Source organism: Rhizobium sp. 2YAF20, assembly GCF_052114685.1.
In the GTDB taxonomy this organism is placed as follows: domain Bacteria; phylum Pseudomonadota; class Alphaproteobacteria; order Rhizobiales; family Rhizobiaceae; genus Rhizobium.
On the sequence record NZ_JBFRFF010000002.1, the window covers coordinates 366,162 to 382,932 of the forward strand.

Annotated in this window: 16 protein-coding genes and 1 riboswitch; of the genes, 7 read left to right on the top strand and 9 right to left on the bottom strand. The window is 61.1% G+C overall.

Annotated features, from left to right (window positions below; genetic code table 11):
- Positions 1-38: 38 nt before the first annotated feature.
- The 6 genes from AB4Z52_RS05865 to AB4Z52_RS05890 all read right to left on the bottom strand — a co-directional run bounded on the left by AB4Z52_RS05865 (position 39) and on the right by AB4Z52_RS05890 (position 5,898).
- Positions 39-1,052, bottom strand: coding sequence for an ABC transporter substrate-binding protein (locus tag AB4Z52_RS05865; RefSeq protein WP_442216968.1), 1,014 nt, complete (start codon positions 1,050-1,052; stop codon positions 39-41).
- On the bottom strand, positions 1,040-1,849 hold the full coding sequence (locus AB4Z52_RS05870) for an ABC transporter ATP-binding protein (protein WP_442216969.1): 810 nt from the start codon (positions 1,847-1,849) through the stop codon (positions 1,040-1,042). Before AB4Z52_RS05870 ends, AB4Z52_RS05865 begins: the two co-directional genes overlap by 13 nt.
- Entirely contained in the window at positions 1,846-2,649 is an 804-nt protein-coding gene (locus AB4Z52_RS05875) for an ABC transporter permease (protein WP_442216970.1), read from the bottom strand. Before AB4Z52_RS05875 ends, AB4Z52_RS05870 begins: the two co-directional genes overlap by 4 nt.
- 13 nt (positions 2,650-2,662) lie before the next feature.
- Positions 2,663-3,271 (bottom strand): YkoF family thiamine/hydroxymethylpyrimidine-binding protein, encoded by a 609-nt coding sequence (locus AB4Z52_RS05880; RefSeq protein ID WP_442216971.1) that lies wholly within the window; start codon positions 3,269-3,271, stop codon positions 2,663-2,665.
- A riboswitch (TPP riboswitch) is annotated at positions 3,264-3,379 on the bottom strand. Its footprint overlaps the gene before it by 8 nt.
- A gap of 115 nt (positions 3,380-3,494) precedes the next feature.
- Entirely contained in the window at positions 3,495-5,012 is a 1,518-nt protein-coding gene (glpD, locus tag AB4Z52_RS05885; protein ID WP_442216972.1) for a glycerol-3-phosphate dehydrogenase, read from the bottom strand.
- Positions 5,013-5,112: 100 nt separating this feature from the next.
- Positions 5,113-5,898 (bottom strand): DeoR/GlpR family DNA-binding transcription regulator, encoded by a 786-nt coding sequence (locus AB4Z52_RS05890; RefSeq protein WP_442216973.1) that lies wholly within the window; start codon positions 5,896-5,898, stop codon positions 5,113-5,115.
- Between the two features lie 94 nt (positions 5,899-5,992).
- On the opposite strand from AB4Z52_RS05890, the gene AB4Z52_RS05895 reads away from it, so the two are divergent.
- From AB4Z52_RS05895 to AB4Z52_RS05925, 7 genes are all read left to right on the top strand, one after another.
- Complete coding sequence (locus AB4Z52_RS05895) at positions 5,993-6,763, top strand: SDR family NAD(P)-dependent oxidoreductase (RefSeq protein ID WP_442216974.1); 771 nt, start codon at positions 5,993-5,995, stop codon at positions 6,761-6,763.
- Between the two features lie 50 nt (positions 6,764-6,813).
- On the top strand, positions 6,814-7,710 hold the full coding sequence (locus tag AB4Z52_RS05900) for a LysR family transcriptional regulator (protein ID WP_442216975.1): 897 nt from the start codon (positions 6,814-6,816) through the stop codon (positions 7,708-7,710).
- Positions 7,711-7,869: 159 nt separating this feature from the next.
- Entirely contained in the window at positions 7,870-8,349 is a 480-nt protein-coding gene (locus AB4Z52_RS05905) for a formate dehydrogenase subunit gamma (protein WP_442216976.1), read from the top strand.
- Positions 8,346-9,902 (top strand): formate dehydrogenase beta subunit, encoded by a 1,557-nt coding sequence (locus AB4Z52_RS05910; RefSeq protein WP_442216977.1) that lies wholly within the window; start codon positions 8,346-8,348, stop codon positions 9,900-9,902. Before AB4Z52_RS05905 ends, AB4Z52_RS05910 begins: the two co-directional genes overlap by 4 nt.
- Before the next feature lie 5 nt (positions 9,903-9,907).
- On the top strand, positions 9,908-12,787 hold the full coding sequence (gene fdhF / locus AB4Z52_RS05915) for a formate dehydrogenase subunit alpha (RefSeq protein ID WP_442216978.1): 2,880 nt from the start codon (positions 9,908-9,910) through the stop codon (positions 12,785-12,787).
- A gap of 73 nt (positions 12,788-12,860) precedes the next feature.
- Positions 12,861-13,685: a formate dehydrogenase accessory sulfurtransferase FdhD gene (gene fdhD, locus AB4Z52_RS05920; protein WP_442216979.1), complete on the top strand. Its 825-nt coding sequence runs from the start codon at positions 12,861-12,863 to the stop codon at positions 13,683-13,685.
- Positions 13,675-13,923, top strand: coding sequence for a formate dehydrogenase subunit delta (locus AB4Z52_RS05925; RefSeq protein WP_442216980.1), 249 nt, complete (start codon positions 13,675-13,677; stop codon positions 13,921-13,923). The genes fdhD and AB4Z52_RS05925 overlap by 11 nt, the downstream gene beginning before the upstream one ends.
- 21 nt (positions 13,924-13,944) lie before the next feature.
- Here the strand turns inward: AB4Z52_RS05925 and AB4Z52_RS05930 are convergent, their stop codons facing one another.
- From AB4Z52_RS05930 to rocF, 3 genes are all read right to left on the bottom strand, one after another.
- Entirely contained in the window at positions 13,945-14,421 is a 477-nt protein-coding gene (locus AB4Z52_RS05930; protein WP_442216981.1) for a chemotaxis protein CheW, read from the bottom strand.
- Positions 14,422-14,614: 193 nt separating this feature from the next.
- Positions 14,615-15,814: an ornithine--oxo-acid transaminase gene (rocD, locus tag AB4Z52_RS05935; RefSeq protein ID WP_442216982.1), complete on the bottom strand. Its 1,200-nt coding sequence runs from the start codon at positions 15,812-15,814 to the stop codon at positions 14,615-14,617.
- Between the two features lie 19 nt (positions 15,815-15,833).
- Entirely contained in the window at positions 15,834-16,769 is a 936-nt protein-coding gene (gene rocF / locus AB4Z52_RS05940; RefSeq protein ID WP_442216983.1) for an arginase, read from the bottom strand.
- Positions 16,770-16,771 lie beyond the last annotated feature (2 nt).

Here is a 16,771-nt window from a genome sequence, read left to right on the forward strand (position 1 = left end):
GAGTGCCGGAGAGCTGGCGGCAAGGGGCGTTTGCGCGCTTAGCCGAGGAAGGCGTTGGTGTAGAAGGCGTTGAAATCAGGTTCCGTCTTCAGCCGAACGCCCTGGCCATCGAGAAGAATGCCATTGGCAAAAACGAAGTCGCCAATTGCCTGCCACTTGGCCGGATCGGTGATGCCGCTCTTGCCATCGGCCGATCTGAGATAATGCCCGTCGATCAGTTCCTTCAGCGATGCCTTGACCAGTGCGGCGTTGGTGAGCGCGCCGCCCGATCCTGCAATCAGCAAATCGGCTGATTCATCGGGGTGATCGACAGAATAATCGAAGCCGCGCCTGGTTGCCTGAACGAATGCCTTTGCGGTCTCGGGGTTCTTGGCGAGATAGGCGTCACTGGATGCGATCGCCATGGTCTGCTGATCGGGAATGCCGTAGTCGGCGTAGCGGAAGCGGCGGATCGACCGGTTTTCGAGCTTTGCCTCGACGCCTTCCCAAGTGTAGATCTCGAGCGTGAAGTCGATCGAGCCATTGGCAAGCGCCTCGTAGGCAGAGGTGCCGAGCATGATCTCGTTTACCTTGCCCTGGCCGCCGTCGTTGCGGATCATGGCGGCAATCATCGCGCTTTCCCAGGCGCTGCCGAAGCCGCCATAGGTCTTGCCATCGAGATCCCTCGGGCGCTCGATATCCTTGCGGTCGCCATTGACGATCAGGCGTCCGATCTCCGTCTGGACGATGGCGTAGACCTGCTTGATGTCGACGCCGGCGGCGCGCTGGGTGAAGGTGCCGATCGGGGTCGATATGCCGAAATCGGCAACGCCGTTGGCGATCAGCGTTCCAACAGCAGTGTCGGTGAAGGGCAGGATTTGCACGTCGAGGCTGGCGTCACGGTAGAAGCCTTTTGCCTGCGCTACGAAGAGGCCGATATGGTCGGTGTTGGGCGTCCAATCCAGCGCCATGGTGACTTTTGTCGGCACGGCCGCTGCGCTGGCGGTGCGAGACAGGGGCAGCACTGTGGCGAGGGTCATGGCGAGCGCCTGTCGACGGGTCAAACGGGGCATTTTGTCGTCCTTTCAAATGGTCGGGTCAAATTGTCTGGTCGAGCGGCTTGGCCATGGAGGAGCCTTTCAAGGATGTCGGTCTCGATCGCACGAGCATCAGCGGTGCCGAGATCGGCGAGCCTGCGCGGGCGCGGCAGCGGTACCTGAAACTCGGCAATGATCCCTGCCGGGCGTGGCGACAGAACGTAGATGCGATCAGAGAGGAAAACCGCTTCGCGCACATCATGGGTGATTAGCAGCGCCGTCCAGCGGTGGCCGGCCCACATCTCTTGCAGCCATTCCTGCAATTGGGTGCGGGTCAACGCGTCGAGCGCACCGAACGGCTCGTCCAAAAGCAGCATATCCTGGCGCTGTACGACGGTGCGCAGCAGGGCGGCGCGCTGGCGCATTCCTCCGGAAAGTTGAGCCGGATAATGATGCTCGAAGCCCGCAAGCCCGAACTGCTCGAACAGAGGCGCTACTCTTTCACGAGCCTGCCTGCGGCTCATGCCCTTGACCTCAAGGCCGAGCGTCGTGTTGTCGATGATCCGCCGCCAGGGCATCAGTGCGTCACGTTGGGGCATGAAGGCGAAGGAGGCGCCGCTTTCGTCAAGCGGGTGGCCGTCGAAGAGGATATTTCCAGTGTCACTGCGCTCGCTGCCGCTTAACAAGCGAAGGATCGTCGACTTGCCGGCGCCCGACGGGCCGACGATGGAAACAAATTCGCCGTCGCCGATCGTCAGCGAAACGTTGTCGAGGACGGGCATTGTCCCGAAGGATTTCGTGATGTCGCGAAGCTCCAGCCGATGACCATTCATCGCCCTATCTCCTTGCCATTGCGGTTCCACGGCATTGCCAGGTGGCCGATCAGCCCGGCGACGGCAAAGAGGATGAGCGTCAGGCAGGCGCTGAGAAACACGGCTGCAAGGACGAGATCCGGCCTGAAATTGTTCTTGGCAATGAGAATGTAAATGCCAAGGCCTTTGGCCGCGCCGGCATACTCGGCAAAAATCGCGCCAACGACCGCATAGGTGATCGATATCCTGAAGCCGGCAAAGAAATAGGGCAGGGCCGACGGCAGGCGCGCGACCAGGAAGATGCGCCAGCGAGGCGCCTTCATCGAGGTTAGCAACTCGGCAATGTCCTTGTCGGTCGATTCGTAGCCCTGCAACAACGCGACCAGCATCGGGAAGAAGGTGACCAGTGCAACAAGCAGGATTTTCGGCAGCAGGCCGAAGCCAAACCAGAGCACGATCAGCGGCGCGATCGCCACCAGCGGCAATGTCTGGCTGATGACGAAGAGCGGAAACAGTGCGCGGCGAACAGGACGGGCAAAATCCATCAGCACGGAAAAGACAAAGGCCACGGCCAGCGAGCAGGCAAAGCCGGCAAGCGTTGCGGAGATCGTCGGCCAGGTATTGTCGATCAGCGCCTGACGGTTGACCCATGCCTGCACCAGCACGCGCGAGGGCGCCGGCAGCGTCGAGGGTCGGATACCGGACAGGTCGGCATAGAGTTCCCAGGCGAGCAGGCACGCAACTGCCGCAGCGACCGCCGGCACAGCGCCGACGAAAGTAGAATGAAACGCGTGACGCGCCGGTACGGGTTTTTGCGACATAGCCGGATTCCGATCAGGCTTTGGTCGGGCTGTTTGCCGAAATGGTGATGTCCAGCGTCACGTGGCCCTCCGGCGGACCGAAGCGGCAGAAGGCCTCTTGGATTGTCGCGAAGACGGCGCCGGCATCGCCACGCAGCCTCGTGCAGAAATTCTTGGAGCGGTCGAATGTGCCGGAGCGCTTCAGGAAATCGATGCAGCCATAGATCTCATCCATGTGGTCGCCGATACCCATGACATAGAGCGAGAATTGGGCTGCGGCCGGCTGGTCGCTTGCTGGCGCGGCAGCAACGGTCTTCGAGGCAGCGTCGATGCGCTCTAAGAGCGGCAACGCGTCGCGTTCCAAGAGGCTCGTCCCACAGGCCGGATCGTCCGGCTCGCCGGGGCAGCCGCGCGACACCGCTGCCGACAACACGCAATGCTCGCCTGATTTTGCCGCGGCGACGAACAGGTCGCGCATTGCTGAAAACAGCACATCGGGCGGTCCGACCATCAGTGTCGATATGTCGTCGGTCTCGATGCGCAACGCATCGCGATAGGGATTAAGACCCTTGACGGCATCAAGGATGATCTCGGCAAAATTGCCGGACATCGGATATAGGGAGACTTGTGCGCCTGAGAACACTTTTTTGACCTCGCTCCGCTGGCATTACCCAGATCAGCTTTGAAGGGTCCGGAGGCATGACGCCTCTCATCTCAGCCCCGGCAATACGGAGCTCCCCTGTGAATTTCGCGGAAGCTAGCACCGGCTCGGCCAGTGCGCAATGGGAAAAAGACAGCCTCGCAGGCTGGGCAATATCCGAAAGAAGACCCTTGAATTGCGACAGGCAACCCAGGCCGCTTCACGGTCAGGCGCCGACGCCGGCGGTCTGCCCGGCCAAGTATTCGTCCAAGGCGAGGACTTCTTGCGCGCTTAGATAGAGCCCCTTCTTCGAGCGGCGCCAGAGGATGTCGGCGGCGGTTCTGGCCCATTCCTCGGCAACGAGATAGCGGACTTCCACCTCGTAGAGGTCGCTGCCGAAGTTCCGCCCGAGGCCTTCGATCGAGCTGATATCGCCAAGCAACTTCCCAGCCAGAGTGCCGTACCGGCGGACCAGTCGGCGAGCCAGCGCAATTGCGAGGAAGGGGTAGCGCGACTTTAGTGAGCCAACCTCTGCCTCGTAACCCTTTGCGGGGAAATCACCGCCGGGAAGCGAACTCTTGGCGGTCCACGGCTTGCCCTTGACCCCGATTGCCGCGCCGATCTTTTCAAGGGCATGCTCGCCAAGCCGACGATAAGTCGTCAGCTTGCCGCCGAAGACGTTGAGAAGCGGCGCCTGACCCTCGCCGCCTTCGACCTTCAGCACGTAGTCGCGCGTCGCTTCCTGCGCCTTTGAGGCACCGTCGTCGAAAAGCGGACGGACGGCGGAATAGGTCCAGACGATGTCTTCGCGACGAACCGGCTCCTTGAAATATTCCGATGCGGCGCTGCAGAGATAATTGATCTCATCCGGCGAAATCTTCACATCCTTCGGATCGCCGTGATAGTCGCGGTCGGTCGTGCCGATCAGGGTGAAGTCCTGCTCGTAGGGGATTGCGAAGATGATGCGATTGTCGGGATTCTGGAAGAAGAAGGCGCGGGGGTCGTCGAACTTCTTTCGGACGATGATGTGGCTGCCCTGCACGAGACGCACGTTGTGGGCCTTTTGGGCGCCAATAGCGCCCGACAGGACATGATCGACCCAGGGGCCGGCGGCATTGATCAGCATGCGCGAGCGAAACGCCCGCTTTTCGCCCGTCATCGCATCCTCGGTCTCGATCGACCAGACGGCGCCCTCGCGTCTTGCCGACACGACCTTGGTGCGCGACAGGATCGCAGCACCACGGTCGGCAGCGTCGCGTGCGTTCAGTACCACCATGCGGGCATCGTCAACCCAGCCGTCGGAATATTCGAACGCCTTGGTGAACATCGATTTCAGCGGTTTTGCCGAGGGATCGCTGCGCATGTCGAGCGTCGAGGTCGGGGGCAGCAATTTGCGGCCGCCCAAATGATCATAGAGAAACAGGCCGAGCCGGATCAGCCATGCAGGCCGGATGCCGCCCTTATGATAGGGCAGCACGAAGCGCATCGGCCAGATGATGTGCGGCGCCATGGCCCAGAGCACTTCGCGCTCCATCAGCGATTCGCGCACCAGTCGGAATTCATAGTGCTCAAGATAACGCAGGCCGCCATGAATGAGCTTGGTCGCTCCCGACGATGTTCCCGATGCGAAGTCGTTCATTTCGGCCAGCGCCACCGAATAGCCGCGGCCGACCGCGTCGCGAGCAATGCCGCAGCCGTTGATTCCGCCACCGATGACAAAAATGTCGTAGACCGGCCCGCTCATTACATTCTCCGAAAATCTGGGAGGGGATGCTCTTTCGAAAGTTATTTTACCTAAAACGAAAGAAATTCGAATGTCAAACGAAACATCCGATATCTCGGCTTCATGACAAATTGGAGGCGTTGGGCCGAGATATCTCGATCAGGCGCACGTTGCTGTCCGCTGCAATGCGGCGCAGCGAACCCAGCGGGCATTGATCGGTTATGAAGGTATGAACCTGCGACAGGTGGCCGATGCGAACCGGTGCTGTGCGCTCAAACTTGGTGCTGTCGGCGACAAGGATGACGTGGCGGGCATTGGCGATGATTGCTTGGGCAACTTTCACCTCGCGGAAGTCGAAATCGAGCAGAGCGCCGTCGGCATCGATGGCAGAGGCACCGATGACGGCGTAGTCGACCTTGAACTGTCGGATGAAATCGACCGCCGCTTCGCCGACGATGCCGCCGTCCGAGCCACGCACCACGCCACCGGCAATCACCACCTCGATTGACGGGAACAGACGCAACCTATTGGCGACGTTTATATTGTTGGTGATGACCATCAATTCCTGGTGATCGCGGAGCGCTTCGCCGACCGCCTCCGTTGTCGTGCCGATATTGATGAACAGCGAGGCGTTGTTTGGGATGAGCGCTGCTGCCTCGCGGCCGATCGCCTGCTTTTCCAATGCCGCGATCGAGCGACGCGCCTCGTATTTGACGTTCTCGGTGCCGCCAGGGAAGATGGCTCCGCCATGGACGCGCGACAGAACGCTGTTATCGCAGAGGTCGTTCAAGTCCTTCCGGATGGTCTGCGGGGTGACGGCGAAGCGCTGTGCAAGCTCCTCGACCAACACGCGTCCCTCGGCCTTGGCGATCTCAAGGATTTCCGACTGCCGCCCCGACAAATACATGCAGGCAACTCCTCTTCTTTCGTTTTTCTTCACTATATGATAAAGCGAAAATAGCGCAATTGGCGGCAGGTCGATTGCGACCAGGGAGGTTTTCGTGTTCCATCCGAAACTGTTTGACGGTCGCAACGTCGTCGTTACCGGCGCCGGGCGCGGTATCGGTCTGGAGGTCGCTCGACAGTTCCTGGATTGCGGTGCGCACGTCATCGTCCATACCGGACGCCGCCCAGAGCATGAGCTTCCCGATTTTCTGCTTCTGGCCGAAAGCGAACGACGCGCCTTCCTCGTCCCCGGCGATTTCCTGCGAGACGGTGGGACCGCCGAGTTCGTAAATACCGCGACCGAGTTGTTTGGCCGGATCGATGTGCTCATCAACAATGCAGGCACGATGCTTGGACGCTTTCCGGCCGGCGAGCTTACCGACGAGCAATACAGAAGCGTCGTTCAGCTGAACCAGACGTCGGTCGTGGAGGTCACGCGCGGCCTGCTGCCGCGGCTGAGGGCCGCCAAGCAGGCCGCGATCGTCAATACTGTGTCAATATCAGCCCTGACCGGCGGCAGCGCCGGCTCTGCGATCTATTCGGCGTCCAAGGCCTTCGTTGCCACCTATTCCAAGGCTTTGGCACGGGAGTTGGCGCCAGATGGCATAAGGGTGAATTGCGTCTCGCCCGGAACGATCGTCACGGATTTCCATGAGCGCTATTCGTCGAAGGAAAAGCTGGAGGCGACGCGCCGGACCATTCCCTTGCAGCGTCTCGGCACGGCGGAGGATTGCGCCCCTGCCTATCTCTTCCTTTCCGCCTCGAGCCTTTCGGGCTATGTCACAGGCCAGGTAATCGAGGTCAACGGCGGACAGCTTATCTGCTGATTTAGCTGTATTCTTTGAGTGCCGACGGGACCTTGATCGGACTGCGCCGAATGATCGACAAGCTGGAATTCTTCATCGCGCTCGCAAACGAAAAGCATTTCGGCCGTGCGGCGGAGGACTGTGGCGTGACGCAGCCGACCTTGTCTGCGGCCATCCGACAGCTGGAGGAGCAGCTCGGGGTCATGCTGGTCATTCGCGGATCGCGCTTCAAAGGGCTGACGCCGGAGGGGCAGCGCGTGCTTGAATGGGCACGGCGGATCGTTGGCGACAGCCGGACGATGCGCGAGGAGATGAAGGCGGCGCGCAAGGGTCTTGCCGGTCATATCCGCATTGCAGCCATTCCGACAGCGCTGGCGATGATCCCGAAGTTGACGACGCCTTTCCAGGAACGGCATCCTGATGTCACTTTTTCGGTCGTCTCGCGCAATTCGCTGCAGGTCCTCAGCCTGCTCGAAAATCTCGAAATCGATGCGGGCATCACCTATCTCGAAAACGAGCCGCTTGGCCGCGTTACCAGCGTTCCGCTCTATGAGGAGCGTTATCATCTGGTGACGGCCCTTGGCAGTCCTATGTCGGAGCGGCGGAGCGTCACCTGGAAAGAGGTCGGCAGCCTGAGGCTTTGTTTGCTGACCGCAGACATGCAGAACCGGCGGATCATCAACCGGCATCTTGCCGAGGCCGGTGCCGCGGCCAAGCCCTCGCTCGAATCGAACTCGATGATCCTGTTGTTTTCCCATGTGCTGACGGGTCGGTGGGCCAGCATCATGCCGAAAAACGTCGCCGAATCCTTCGGTTTTCCATCCGAAATCCAGCTGATACCGATCGTCGAGCCGGAAGTGCATCATCTTGTCGGCCTGGTCGCGACACATCGCGAGCCATATACGCCGCTTGTCTCGGCGCTCCTGCATGAGGCAAGGGTTTTTGCAGCCAGCGAAGCCGGTCGATAGAAAATTCCTATCGACCAACGGGTCTGTCTTATTGATGAAATCCGGGTTTTCTGCGATTCTGGCAGTCTGAACTGAGAGATAGCGGCTCCGCTGGATCGCGAGGCCGTCTTGCCATGGCCCGCTCTCCGTTTCAAGGCTGCCACGGGAGGGCTGCACGATATGAATTTGTCTATCCCCGCGGGGGACGCTGCTGCGCGAGCGGCTGCCATCATCGACAGCATGAAGTCGATGGAGGGCCCGCTTCTGCCGATCCTGCATGGGATCCAGGAGGAATTCGGCTACGTGCCGCAGGATACGCTGCCTTTGATCGCCAGCGCGCTTAATCTTTCGCGCGCCGAAGTTCATGGTGTCATGACGTTCTACCATGATTATCGCGACCATCCGGCAGGCCGGCACGTGCTGAAGCTCTGTCGTGCCGAAGCTTGCCAGTCGATGGGTGGCGACCGCCTTGCCGACCGCGTCAAGGAATTGCTCGGCATCGATTTTCATCAGACGACGCTCGATGGCAGCGTGACCCTGGAGCCGGTTTATTGCCTTGGTCTGTGTGCCTGCTCGCCTGCTGCAATGCTGGATGGCGAACTGCACGGCAGGCTTTCCGATGAAAGCCTCGGCGAACTTATTTTGGAAGCACGCCGATGACCGTCAGAATCTTCGTTCCGCGCGATGCGGCCGCTCTTTGTCTTGGCGCCGAAAAGGTCGCATCCGCGATCTCTACGGAAATCTCGGCTCGCGGGCTTGATGCCAAGATCGTTCGCAACGGTTCGCGCGGCATGATCTGGCTTGAGCCGCTCGTCGAAGTCGAAATCGACGGCAGACGCATCGGCTATGGTCCTCTTAACGCCAAGGACGTTTCTCAACTCTTTGAAGCCGGGTTGCTCGAAGGTGCCGATCATCCGCTCTGTCTGGGGGAGGTCGAGGACCTCCCGTTCCTGAAAAAGCAAACCCGCCTTACCTTTGCCCGTTGCGGCATCACCGACCCATTGTCGCTTGACGACTACGAAGCGCATGGCGGGCTGAAGGGCTTGCGCAGGGCTGCCCAAATGTCCGCCGCCGAGGTCATCAAGGAGGTCACCGATTCCGGCCTTCGCGGCCGTGGAGGCGCAGGCTTTCCAACAGGGATCAAGTGGAATACCGTTGCTGATGCTGCCGGCGACCGCAAATACATCGTCTGCAATGCCGACGAGGGCGACAGCGGCACCTTTGCCGACCGGATGATCATGGAGGGCGATCCCTTCGTGCTGATCGAAGGCATGGTGATTGCCGGGCTTGCGACTGGCGCCACGAAAGGCTTCATCTATACGCGTTCGGAATATCCCCACGCGATCGCGGCGATGATTGCGGCCGTCGAGATCGCCCGCCAGGCCGGCATTCTAGGCCCCTCGGTTCTCGGTTCCGGGAAAGCGTTCGACATCGAAGTGCGCACCGGGGCCGGCGCTTATGTCTGCGGCGAGGAGACGGCGCTGCTCAACAGCCTCGAGGGCAAGCGCGGCGTCGTTCGCGCCAAGCCGCCCCTGCCGGCGCACAAGGGCCTGTTCGATTGCCCGACGGTTATCAACAACGTCATTTCGCTCGCTTCCGTTCCTGTCATCATGGACAAGGGCGCGGCCTTCTATCGCGATTTCGGCATGGGTCGCTCGCGCGGCACGATCCCGTTGCAGATTGCCGGTAACGTCAAATTTGGCGGTCTGTTCGAGACGGCCTTTGGCCTGTCGCTTGGTGAAATCGTCGATGAGATCGGCGGCGGAACCGCCAGCGGTCGTCCGGTCAAGGCGGTGCAGGTCGGTGGGCCGCTTGGCGCCTATTTCCCGCGCTCGCTGTTTAGCACGCCGTTCGATTATGAAGCCTTTGCCGCCAAAGACGGTCTCATCGGTCATGCGGGCCTCGTTGTTTTCGACGATAGTGCCGACATGCTGAAGCAGGCCCGTTTCGCCATGGAATTCTGTGCGGTCGAAAGTTGTGGCAAGTGCACGCCCTGCCGGATCGGCTCGACGCGTGGCGTCGAGACTGCCGACAAGATCGCTCAAGGCATCGAGCCGGAGAAAAATAGGCTGCTGCTTGCCGATCTCTGCAACACGATGAAATTCGGATCGCTCTGTGCTTTGGGAGGGTTCACTCCCTATCCGGTGTTGAGCGCCATGAACCATTTTCCGGAGGACTTTTCTCCGGCACCTCTTATTGAAGCTGCGGAGTAAGAACCATGTCTCTTGTCCCAGAAATCGACTACGGAACCCCGGCATCGCTTCTTGAAAAACAAGTGACGCTCACCATTGACGGCTGCGAGATCACCGTCGCCGAGGGAACGTCCGTCATGCGAGCCTCGATGGAGGCCGGCATCGAGGTGCCGAAGCTCTGCGCCACCGACATGGTCGATGCGTTCGGTTCCTGCCGCCTCTGCCTGGTTGAAATCGAGGGCCGTAACGGCACGCCGGCCTCGTGCACCACGCCGGTTTCGCCCGGGATGATCGTCCATACGCAGACGGGGCGGCTGAAGGATATTCGCCGTGGTGTCATGGAGCTCTACATATCGGACCATCCGCTCGACTGTCTGACCTGCGCTGCCAATGGCGATTGCGAGCTTCAGGACATGGCCGGAGCGGTCGGTCTTCGCGATGTGCGCTACGGTTACGACGGCGAAAACCACGTCAAGAGCCGCAACAGCGGCGACATCAATCTGAAGTGGACGCCGAAGGACGAATCGAACCCCTATTTCACCTTTGATCCTTCCAAGTGCATCGTCTGCTCGCGCTGTGTTCGGGCGTGCGAGGAAGTGCAGGGCACCTTTGCGCTTACGATCGAGGGTCGCGGCTTTGGTTCGCGCGTTTCTGCAGGTATGCATGAGGACTTCATCGATTCTGAATGCGTTTCCTGCGGCGCCTGCGTGCAGGCCTGTCCGACGGCGACGCTGACCGAGAAGTCGGTGATCGCAATCGGCCAGCCGGAGCATTCGGTTGTGACGACTTGCGCCTATTGCGGCGTCGGCTGCTCGTTTAAGGCCGAGATGCGCGGCGAGGAGCTGGTGCGCATGGTGCCGTGGAAGGATGGTCAGGCGAACCGCGGCCACTCCTGCGTCAAAGGCCGCTTCGCCTATGGCTATTCGACCCATAAGGACCGCATCCTCAACCCGATGATCCGCGAAAAGGTCACAGACCCGTGGCGGGAAGTCACCTGGGAAGAGGCCTATGCCCATGTGGCGAGCGAATTTCGCCGTATCCAGTATCAGTATGGCCGACATTCCGTCGGCGGTATTACTTCGTCGCGCTGCACGAACGAGGAAACCTTCCTTGTACAGAAGCTGGTCCGCGCCGGTTTCGGCAACAACAATGTCGATACCTGCGCCCGGGTCTGTCACTCGCCGACCGGCTACGGCCTCGGCCAGGCCTTCGGAACCTCGGCGGGCACGCAGAATTTCGACAGTGTCGAGCATTCCGACGTCGTCGTCGTCATCGGCGCCAATCCGACTGATGGCCATCCCGTCTTCGCTTCGCGGCTGAAGAAGCGGCTTCGCCAGGGCGCCAAGCTGATCATCATCGATCCGCGCCGCATCGATCTCGTCAGAACGCCCCATGTCGAGGCCTCCTACCATCTGCCTCTCAAGCCCGGCACGAATGTCGCCATTCTGACGGCGCTTGCGCATGTCATCGTCACCGAAGGGTTGGTTGACGAGCGCTTCATTCGCGAGCGCTGCGACTGGGCCGAATTCGAAGATTGGGCAGCCTTCGTTGCCGAGCCGGCACACAGCCCGGAAGAGAGCGAAAAGTACACCGGCGTGCCGGCCGATCTCGTTCGCGGCGCCGCGCGGCTATACGCCACGGGCGGCAACGGCGCGATCTATTATGGTCTCGGCGTTACCGAGCATAGCCAGGGATCGACGACCGTGATGGCGATTGCCAATCTTGCCATGGTCACCGGAAATCTCGGTCGGACCGGCGTCGGGGTCAACCCGCTGCGCGGGCAGAACAATGTTCAAGGCTCCTGCGACATGGGCTCCTTCCCGCATGAGCTTCCCGGCTATCGCCACGTGTCGGACGACGCGGCACGCGATACGTTCGAAAAGCTCTGGGGCGTCAAGATTGACAGCGAACCGGGCCTGCGCATCCCGAACATGCTGGACGCAGCCGTCGAGGGCACTTTCAAGGCGCTTTACATCCAGGGCGAGGATATCCTGCAATCCGACCCCGACACCAAGCATGTGGCGGCGGGGCTTGCCGCAATGGAATGTGTCGTCGTCCACGACCTTTTCCTCAACGAGACCGCCAACTATGCCCACGTCTTCCTGCCTGGCTCGACCTTCCTTGAGAAGGACGGCACCTTCACCAATGCGGAACGCCGTATCAACCGCGTTCGCAAGGTGATGACGCCGCGCAACGGCTATGCCGACTGGGAGGTCACCCAGGAGATGGCTCGGGCCATGGGCCTTGACTGGAACTACCAGCATCCGTCCGAGATAATGGACGAAATCGCGGCGACCACGCCGAGCTTCGCGTCGGTCTCCTACGATTATCTCGACAAGATGGGCTCGGTGCAATGGCCCTGCAACGAACAGCATCCCGAGGGATCGCCGATCATGCATGTCGACGGCTTCGTGCGTGGCAAGGGCAAGTTCATCCGCACCGAATATGTGGCGACGGACGAGCGCACCGGCCCGCGGTTCCCGTTGCTTTTGACCACCGGCCGCATTCTTAGCCAGTACAATGTCGGGGCGCAGACGCGGCGCACCGAAAATGTGGTCTGGCACGGCGAAGACAGGCTTGAAATCCATCCGCACGATGCAGAACAGCGCGGCATCCGCGACGAGGACTGGGTGCGGCTTGCCAGCCGCTCGGGCGATACCACGCTGCGGGCGCTGATTACCGATCGCGTCGCGCCGGGCGTCGTCTACACGACATTCCACCACCCGACGACGCAGGCAAACGTCATCACCACCGATTTTTCCGACTGGGCGACGAATTGCCCGGAATACAAGGTGACGGCGGTGCAGGTTTCGCCCTCGAACGGGCCATCCGAATGGCAGCTCGAATATGACGAGCAGGCCCGCCAGTCCCGTCGGATCGCAGGCAAACTGGAGGCGGCGGAGTGATCAGAGCGACGCCAATTCCACCTTCTCCTCGGCGAGGAGAAGGTGGCCGAAGGCCGGATGCGGGGAAGGCCCCATGACATTTAGAACCACTGCACATGCTCCAGAGACAGCCCGCCGCAATGGCGTTGTTCACGCTGGCTTGCGGATCGTGCCGGAAGAGGTGCCGATCGCTTTTTCCTACGGCGGCTCATCGCATGCGGTGATGATGGCAACGCCGGCGGATCTTCATGACTTTGCTGTCGGATTCAGCCTGACCGAGGGGATCATCGCCGATACGAACGAGATTGCCGCGATCGAGATTGTCGAGGGCGACAAGGGGATAGACGTCCAAATCACCCTGGTCGACGCGGTCGCCGATGCGCTGCGGACCCGCAAGCGGCACATGGCCGGGCCGGTCGGTTGCGGGCTCTGCGGCATCGAGTCGATCGAGCAGGCAGTTCGCAAGGTTCCGGATGTCTCGCAGACCGCCCTTCAGCTTTCGCATGGTGATGTCACCAGGGCGATCGCCCTGGTCAATGAAGCTCAGCCGCTACACCGCGAGACGCGCGCCGTTCATGGGGCAGGCTTCTATCTGCCGGGACAAGGGCTATTGGCGGTCCGTGAGGACGTCGGGCGGCATAATGCGCTCGACAAGCTTTGCGGCGCCGTCGTTCGCGCCGGGGCCGAGGGCTCCAAGGGCGCAGTTGCCGTCACCAGCCGGCTTTCCGTCGAAATGGTGCAGAAGGCGGCCATTCTTGGAAGCTCAGTTCTTATTGCCATTTCCGCGCCGACGGCGCTTGCCATTCGCACCGCCGATGAGGCCGGCATGACGTTGATTGCCTTGGTGCGTGGCGATGATTTCGAGATTTTCACCCATCCACACCGCGTCGTTCCGGAGGCCGTTGCCGATGTCGCATGACAAAATTGAGGCCAAGCTGATCTACATGGCCAACCAGATCGGCGGCTTCTTCAAGACGCAGCCTGCTGACGAAGCCGCTCTAGGCGTGGCGACGCATATCAATAAATTCTGGGAACCACGCATGCGCCGTCAGCTCTTCGCGCTGATCGACGGCGGCGAGCCAGGCTTGAGCCCGCTCGTGCTCGAAGCCGCGCCATTGATCAAGCGGCCGGAGCCGGCAAGCCTCGACCAGCCGTAAGATTTCCAGCGGAGCTTCGCATTACGCTGCCAGCTCTTCGGCTTCGCCTTCCTTGAACATCTTTGCCAGATTCAAGAAGCAGATCATGCCATTTTCCGTGGCGATGATGCCTTCACAATAGGCGCGGTCGAACGAAGCCGTCACTTCGGGAACAGGCTGAACCTCGTTGGAGGCGATGGTCAGGATATCTGATACGCGGTCGACGAGCATGCCGATGACCATATTGTGGACCTCGGCGACGACGATTGCGCTGCGCTCGTTGGCGACCGTGCTGGTCATGCCGAGCTTGTAGGCAAGATCGATGATCGGGATGACCGAGCCGCGCAAGTTCATAACGCCGATGACGTCTGCCGGTGCATGTGGGATCGGCGTCGACGGCGCCCAGCCGCGAATCTCGCGGATCGTCGTCGTCTTGACGCAGAATTCCTGGTCATGCAGGCGAAAGGCGATGATCTCGAGTGTGTCGCCGCTGAAACTGGTGGAGTTGATCGTCGCCATTAGAATTCTTCCCAACTATCCAGAGCCTGGGCAGAAGCCGCCGCACCACCATTGGCACGAGCAGGTCTTGCCCTCGGAATAACCGCCGGCGATGCCGCTAAATGGGCATCGAGACGTTTCGCAAGAACTGTAACGGAAGAGTATTTCCCAAATCTAAACCGCGACGCCAGATTTCGCAGCTTTGCAGCCCTGGTTACGCGAGAACGGCGCTGATTTTCTCAACCGCCCAGTCGACCTGCTCGCGCGTGATGATCAAGGGCGGCGCAAACCTGATCGTGTGGCCATGCGTGTCCTTGGCGAGGATGCCGCGGTCCTTCAATGCGTCGCAATAGCGCCTTGCGCCGCCGGCTTCCGGCTCGAGCTCGACCGCCATCATCAGGCCGCGGCCGCGAACCTCGCGGACGATGTTCGAGCGGATCGATCGCAGGCTGTCGACAAAATAGGCGCCCATCTCGGCCGCATTCTCGATCATGCCTTCTTCCGTCAGGACCTTCAGTGCCGCGCGGGCGACGGCGCAGGCAAGCGGGTTGCCGCCGAAGGTCGAGCCATGCTGGCCAGGTTTCAAGACACCGAGAACTTCCGAATTCGAAAGGACTGCCGAGACCGGGTAGAAGCCGCCAGAGAGCGCCTTACCGATCAGCGTCACGTCGGCCTCGATGCCTTCATGCTCCTCGGCCAGAAGCTTGCCCGTCCTGCCAAGGCCCGTCTGGATCTCGTCAAGGATCAGCGTGACCTTGTGGGTCGTGCAGAGCTCGCGGACCCGGGTGAAATAGCCGGCCGGCGGGATGATCACACCGGCCTCGCCCTGGATCGGCTCGATCAGTGCGGCCACGGTGTTTTCGTTGATCGCGGCGGCCAAGGCATCGGCATCGCCAAACGGCACGATCGTGAACCCCGGCGTATATGGCCCGAAGCCGGTGCGGGCATCCGGATCCGTCGAGAAGCTGATGATACTCAGCGTCCGGCCGTGGAAATTGTCGGAGCAGACGATGATCTCCGCCTTGTTTTCCGGGACTCCCTTGACCTCGTAGCCCCATTTGCGCACTGCCTTGATCGCCGTCTCCACGGCTTCGGCGCCGGAGTTCATCGGCAGGATCTTGTGCGAACCGGTAAGAGCCGCCAGCTCGTCATAGAGATAGGCGAGCTGATCGTTGCGAAATGCGCGGGAGGTCAGCGTCAGCTTGCCAGCCTGCTCGACCATCGCCGCCAGGATCTTCGGGTGGCAATGGCCCTGGTTGACCGCTGAATAGGCCGACAGGCAGTCGAGATAGCGATTGCCGTCCGTATCCCAGACGTAGACGCCTTCTCCGCGCGTCAGGACGACGTCGAGCGGCTTGTAATTGTGGGCGCCCAGGCGCTGCTCGGTGGCAATGAGGTCGGCGGAAGTGGTCATACTAGTTTCTCCAGAAGTCTCAGGCGGCCCGGGTCGGACGGTCGAAGATGCGTCGGCCGAAAAGGCTTGCCGTCAATTCGACCAGAACGCGGGCGCTCTTGCCGCGGTCGTCGAGGAATGGATTGAGTTCGACCAGATCGAGCGACGACACCAGGCCGCTGTCAGAGAGCATCTCCATCACCAGATGCGCTTCGCGGAATGTCGCGCCGCCGGGGACGGTGGTGCCGACGCCCGGCGCGAACTCCGGGTCGAGGAAATCGACATCGAAACTGACATGTAGCAGCCCGTCGGCATTGATGACGGTCGTCAGGATATCGCGCATGATGGCAGCGACGCCCTGTTCGTCGATCGAGCGCATATCGAAGACGTTGACGCCGTGCTTGCGGATCATTTCCCGCTCGTGCGGATCGACGGAGCGAATGCCGACCTGATAGACATGGCGCGGATCGACCAGCGGCCTGCCCTTCGGTAGGATATCGGCAAACTCTGCCTCTCCGCAAAAGAAGGCGACCGGCATGCCATGAATGTTGCCGGAGGGCGACGTTGCCGGAGAATTGAAGTCGGAATGCGCGTCCAGCCACAGGACAAACAGCGGGCGTCCGAGGGAAGCGGCATGGCGTGCCATGCCGGAAACGCTGCCCATCGACAAGCTGTGGTCGCCACCCAGGATGAGCGGGAAGCCGCCTTCGGCTGCGACGTCGTGGACACGTTTTTCAAGTGCGCGGGTAAAGGCGCCGACGGTCTTCAGATGATGTGCCTGCGGATGCTCCGGCAAGTCGGTAGCCGGCTCCGGATGCAGGTCGCCGCTGTCGGTGACGTGATGACCGAGTTCGGCGAGCGTCGTCGCCACGCCTGCGATCCGCAATGCGGTCGGTCCCATGGCGGCGCCGCGGCGGCCGGAACCCTCTTCGAGCGGAACGCCGATCAGCGTGATTGACGTGGGTTGCGTATTCATCG

What these genes read in the sequence shown, in the direction of transcription:
- rocF (WP_442216983.1), bottom strand. Translation starts at nt 16,769, where the DNA reads ATGAATACGCAACCCACGTCAATCACGCTGATCGGCGTTCCGCTCGAA.
- rocD (WP_442216982.1), bottom strand. Translation starts at nt 15,814, where the DNA reads ATGACCACTTCCGCCGACCTCATTGCCACCGAGCAGCGCCTGGGCGCC.
- AB4Z52_RS05910 (WP_442216977.1), top strand. Translation starts at nt 8,346, where the DNA reads ATGACCGTCAGAATCTTCGTTCCGCGCGATGCGGCCGCTCTTTGTCTT.
- AB4Z52_RS05930 (WP_442216981.1), bottom strand. Translation starts at nt 14,421, where the DNA reads ATGGCGACGATCAACTCCACCAGTTTCAGCGGCGACACACTCGAGATC.
- AB4Z52_RS05865 (WP_442216968.1), bottom strand. Translation starts at nt 1,052, where the DNA reads ATGCCCCGTTTGACCCGTCGACAGGCGCTCGCCATGACCCTCGCCACA.
- fdhF (WP_442216978.1), top strand. Translation starts at nt 9,908, where the DNA reads ATGTCTCTTGTCCCAGAAATCGACTACGGAACCCCGGCATCGCTTCTT.
- AB4Z52_RS05925 (WP_442216980.1), top strand. Translation starts at nt 13,675, where the DNA reads ATGTCGCATGACAAAATTGAGGCCAAGCTGATCTACATGGCCAACCAG.
- AB4Z52_RS05875 (WP_442216970.1), bottom strand. Translation starts at nt 2,649, where the DNA reads ATGTCGCAAAAACCCGTACCGGCGCGTCACGCGTTTCATTCTACTTTC.
- AB4Z52_RS05870 (WP_442216969.1), bottom strand. Translation starts at nt 1,849, where the DNA reads ATGAATGGTCATCGGCTGGAGCTTCGCGACATCACGAAATCCTTCGGG.
- AB4Z52_RS05900 (WP_442216975.1), top strand. Translation starts at nt 6,814, where the DNA reads ATGATCGACAAGCTGGAATTCTTCATCGCGCTCGCAAACGAAAAGCAT.
- fdhD (WP_442216979.1), top strand. Translation starts at nt 12,861, where the DNA reads ATGACATTTAGAACCACTGCACATGCTCCAGAGACAGCCCGCCGCAAT.
- glpD (WP_442216972.1), bottom strand. Translation starts at nt 5,012, where the DNA reads ATGAGCGGGCCGGTCTACGACATTTTTGTCATCGGTGGCGGAATCAAC.
- AB4Z52_RS05890 (WP_442216973.1), bottom strand. Translation starts at nt 5,898, where the DNA reads ATGTATTTGTCGGGGCGGCAGTCGGAAATCCTTGAGATCGCCAAGGCC.
- AB4Z52_RS05905 (WP_442216976.1), top strand. Translation starts at nt 7,870, where the DNA reads ATGAATTTGTCTATCCCCGCGGGGGACGCTGCTGCGCGAGCGGCTGCC.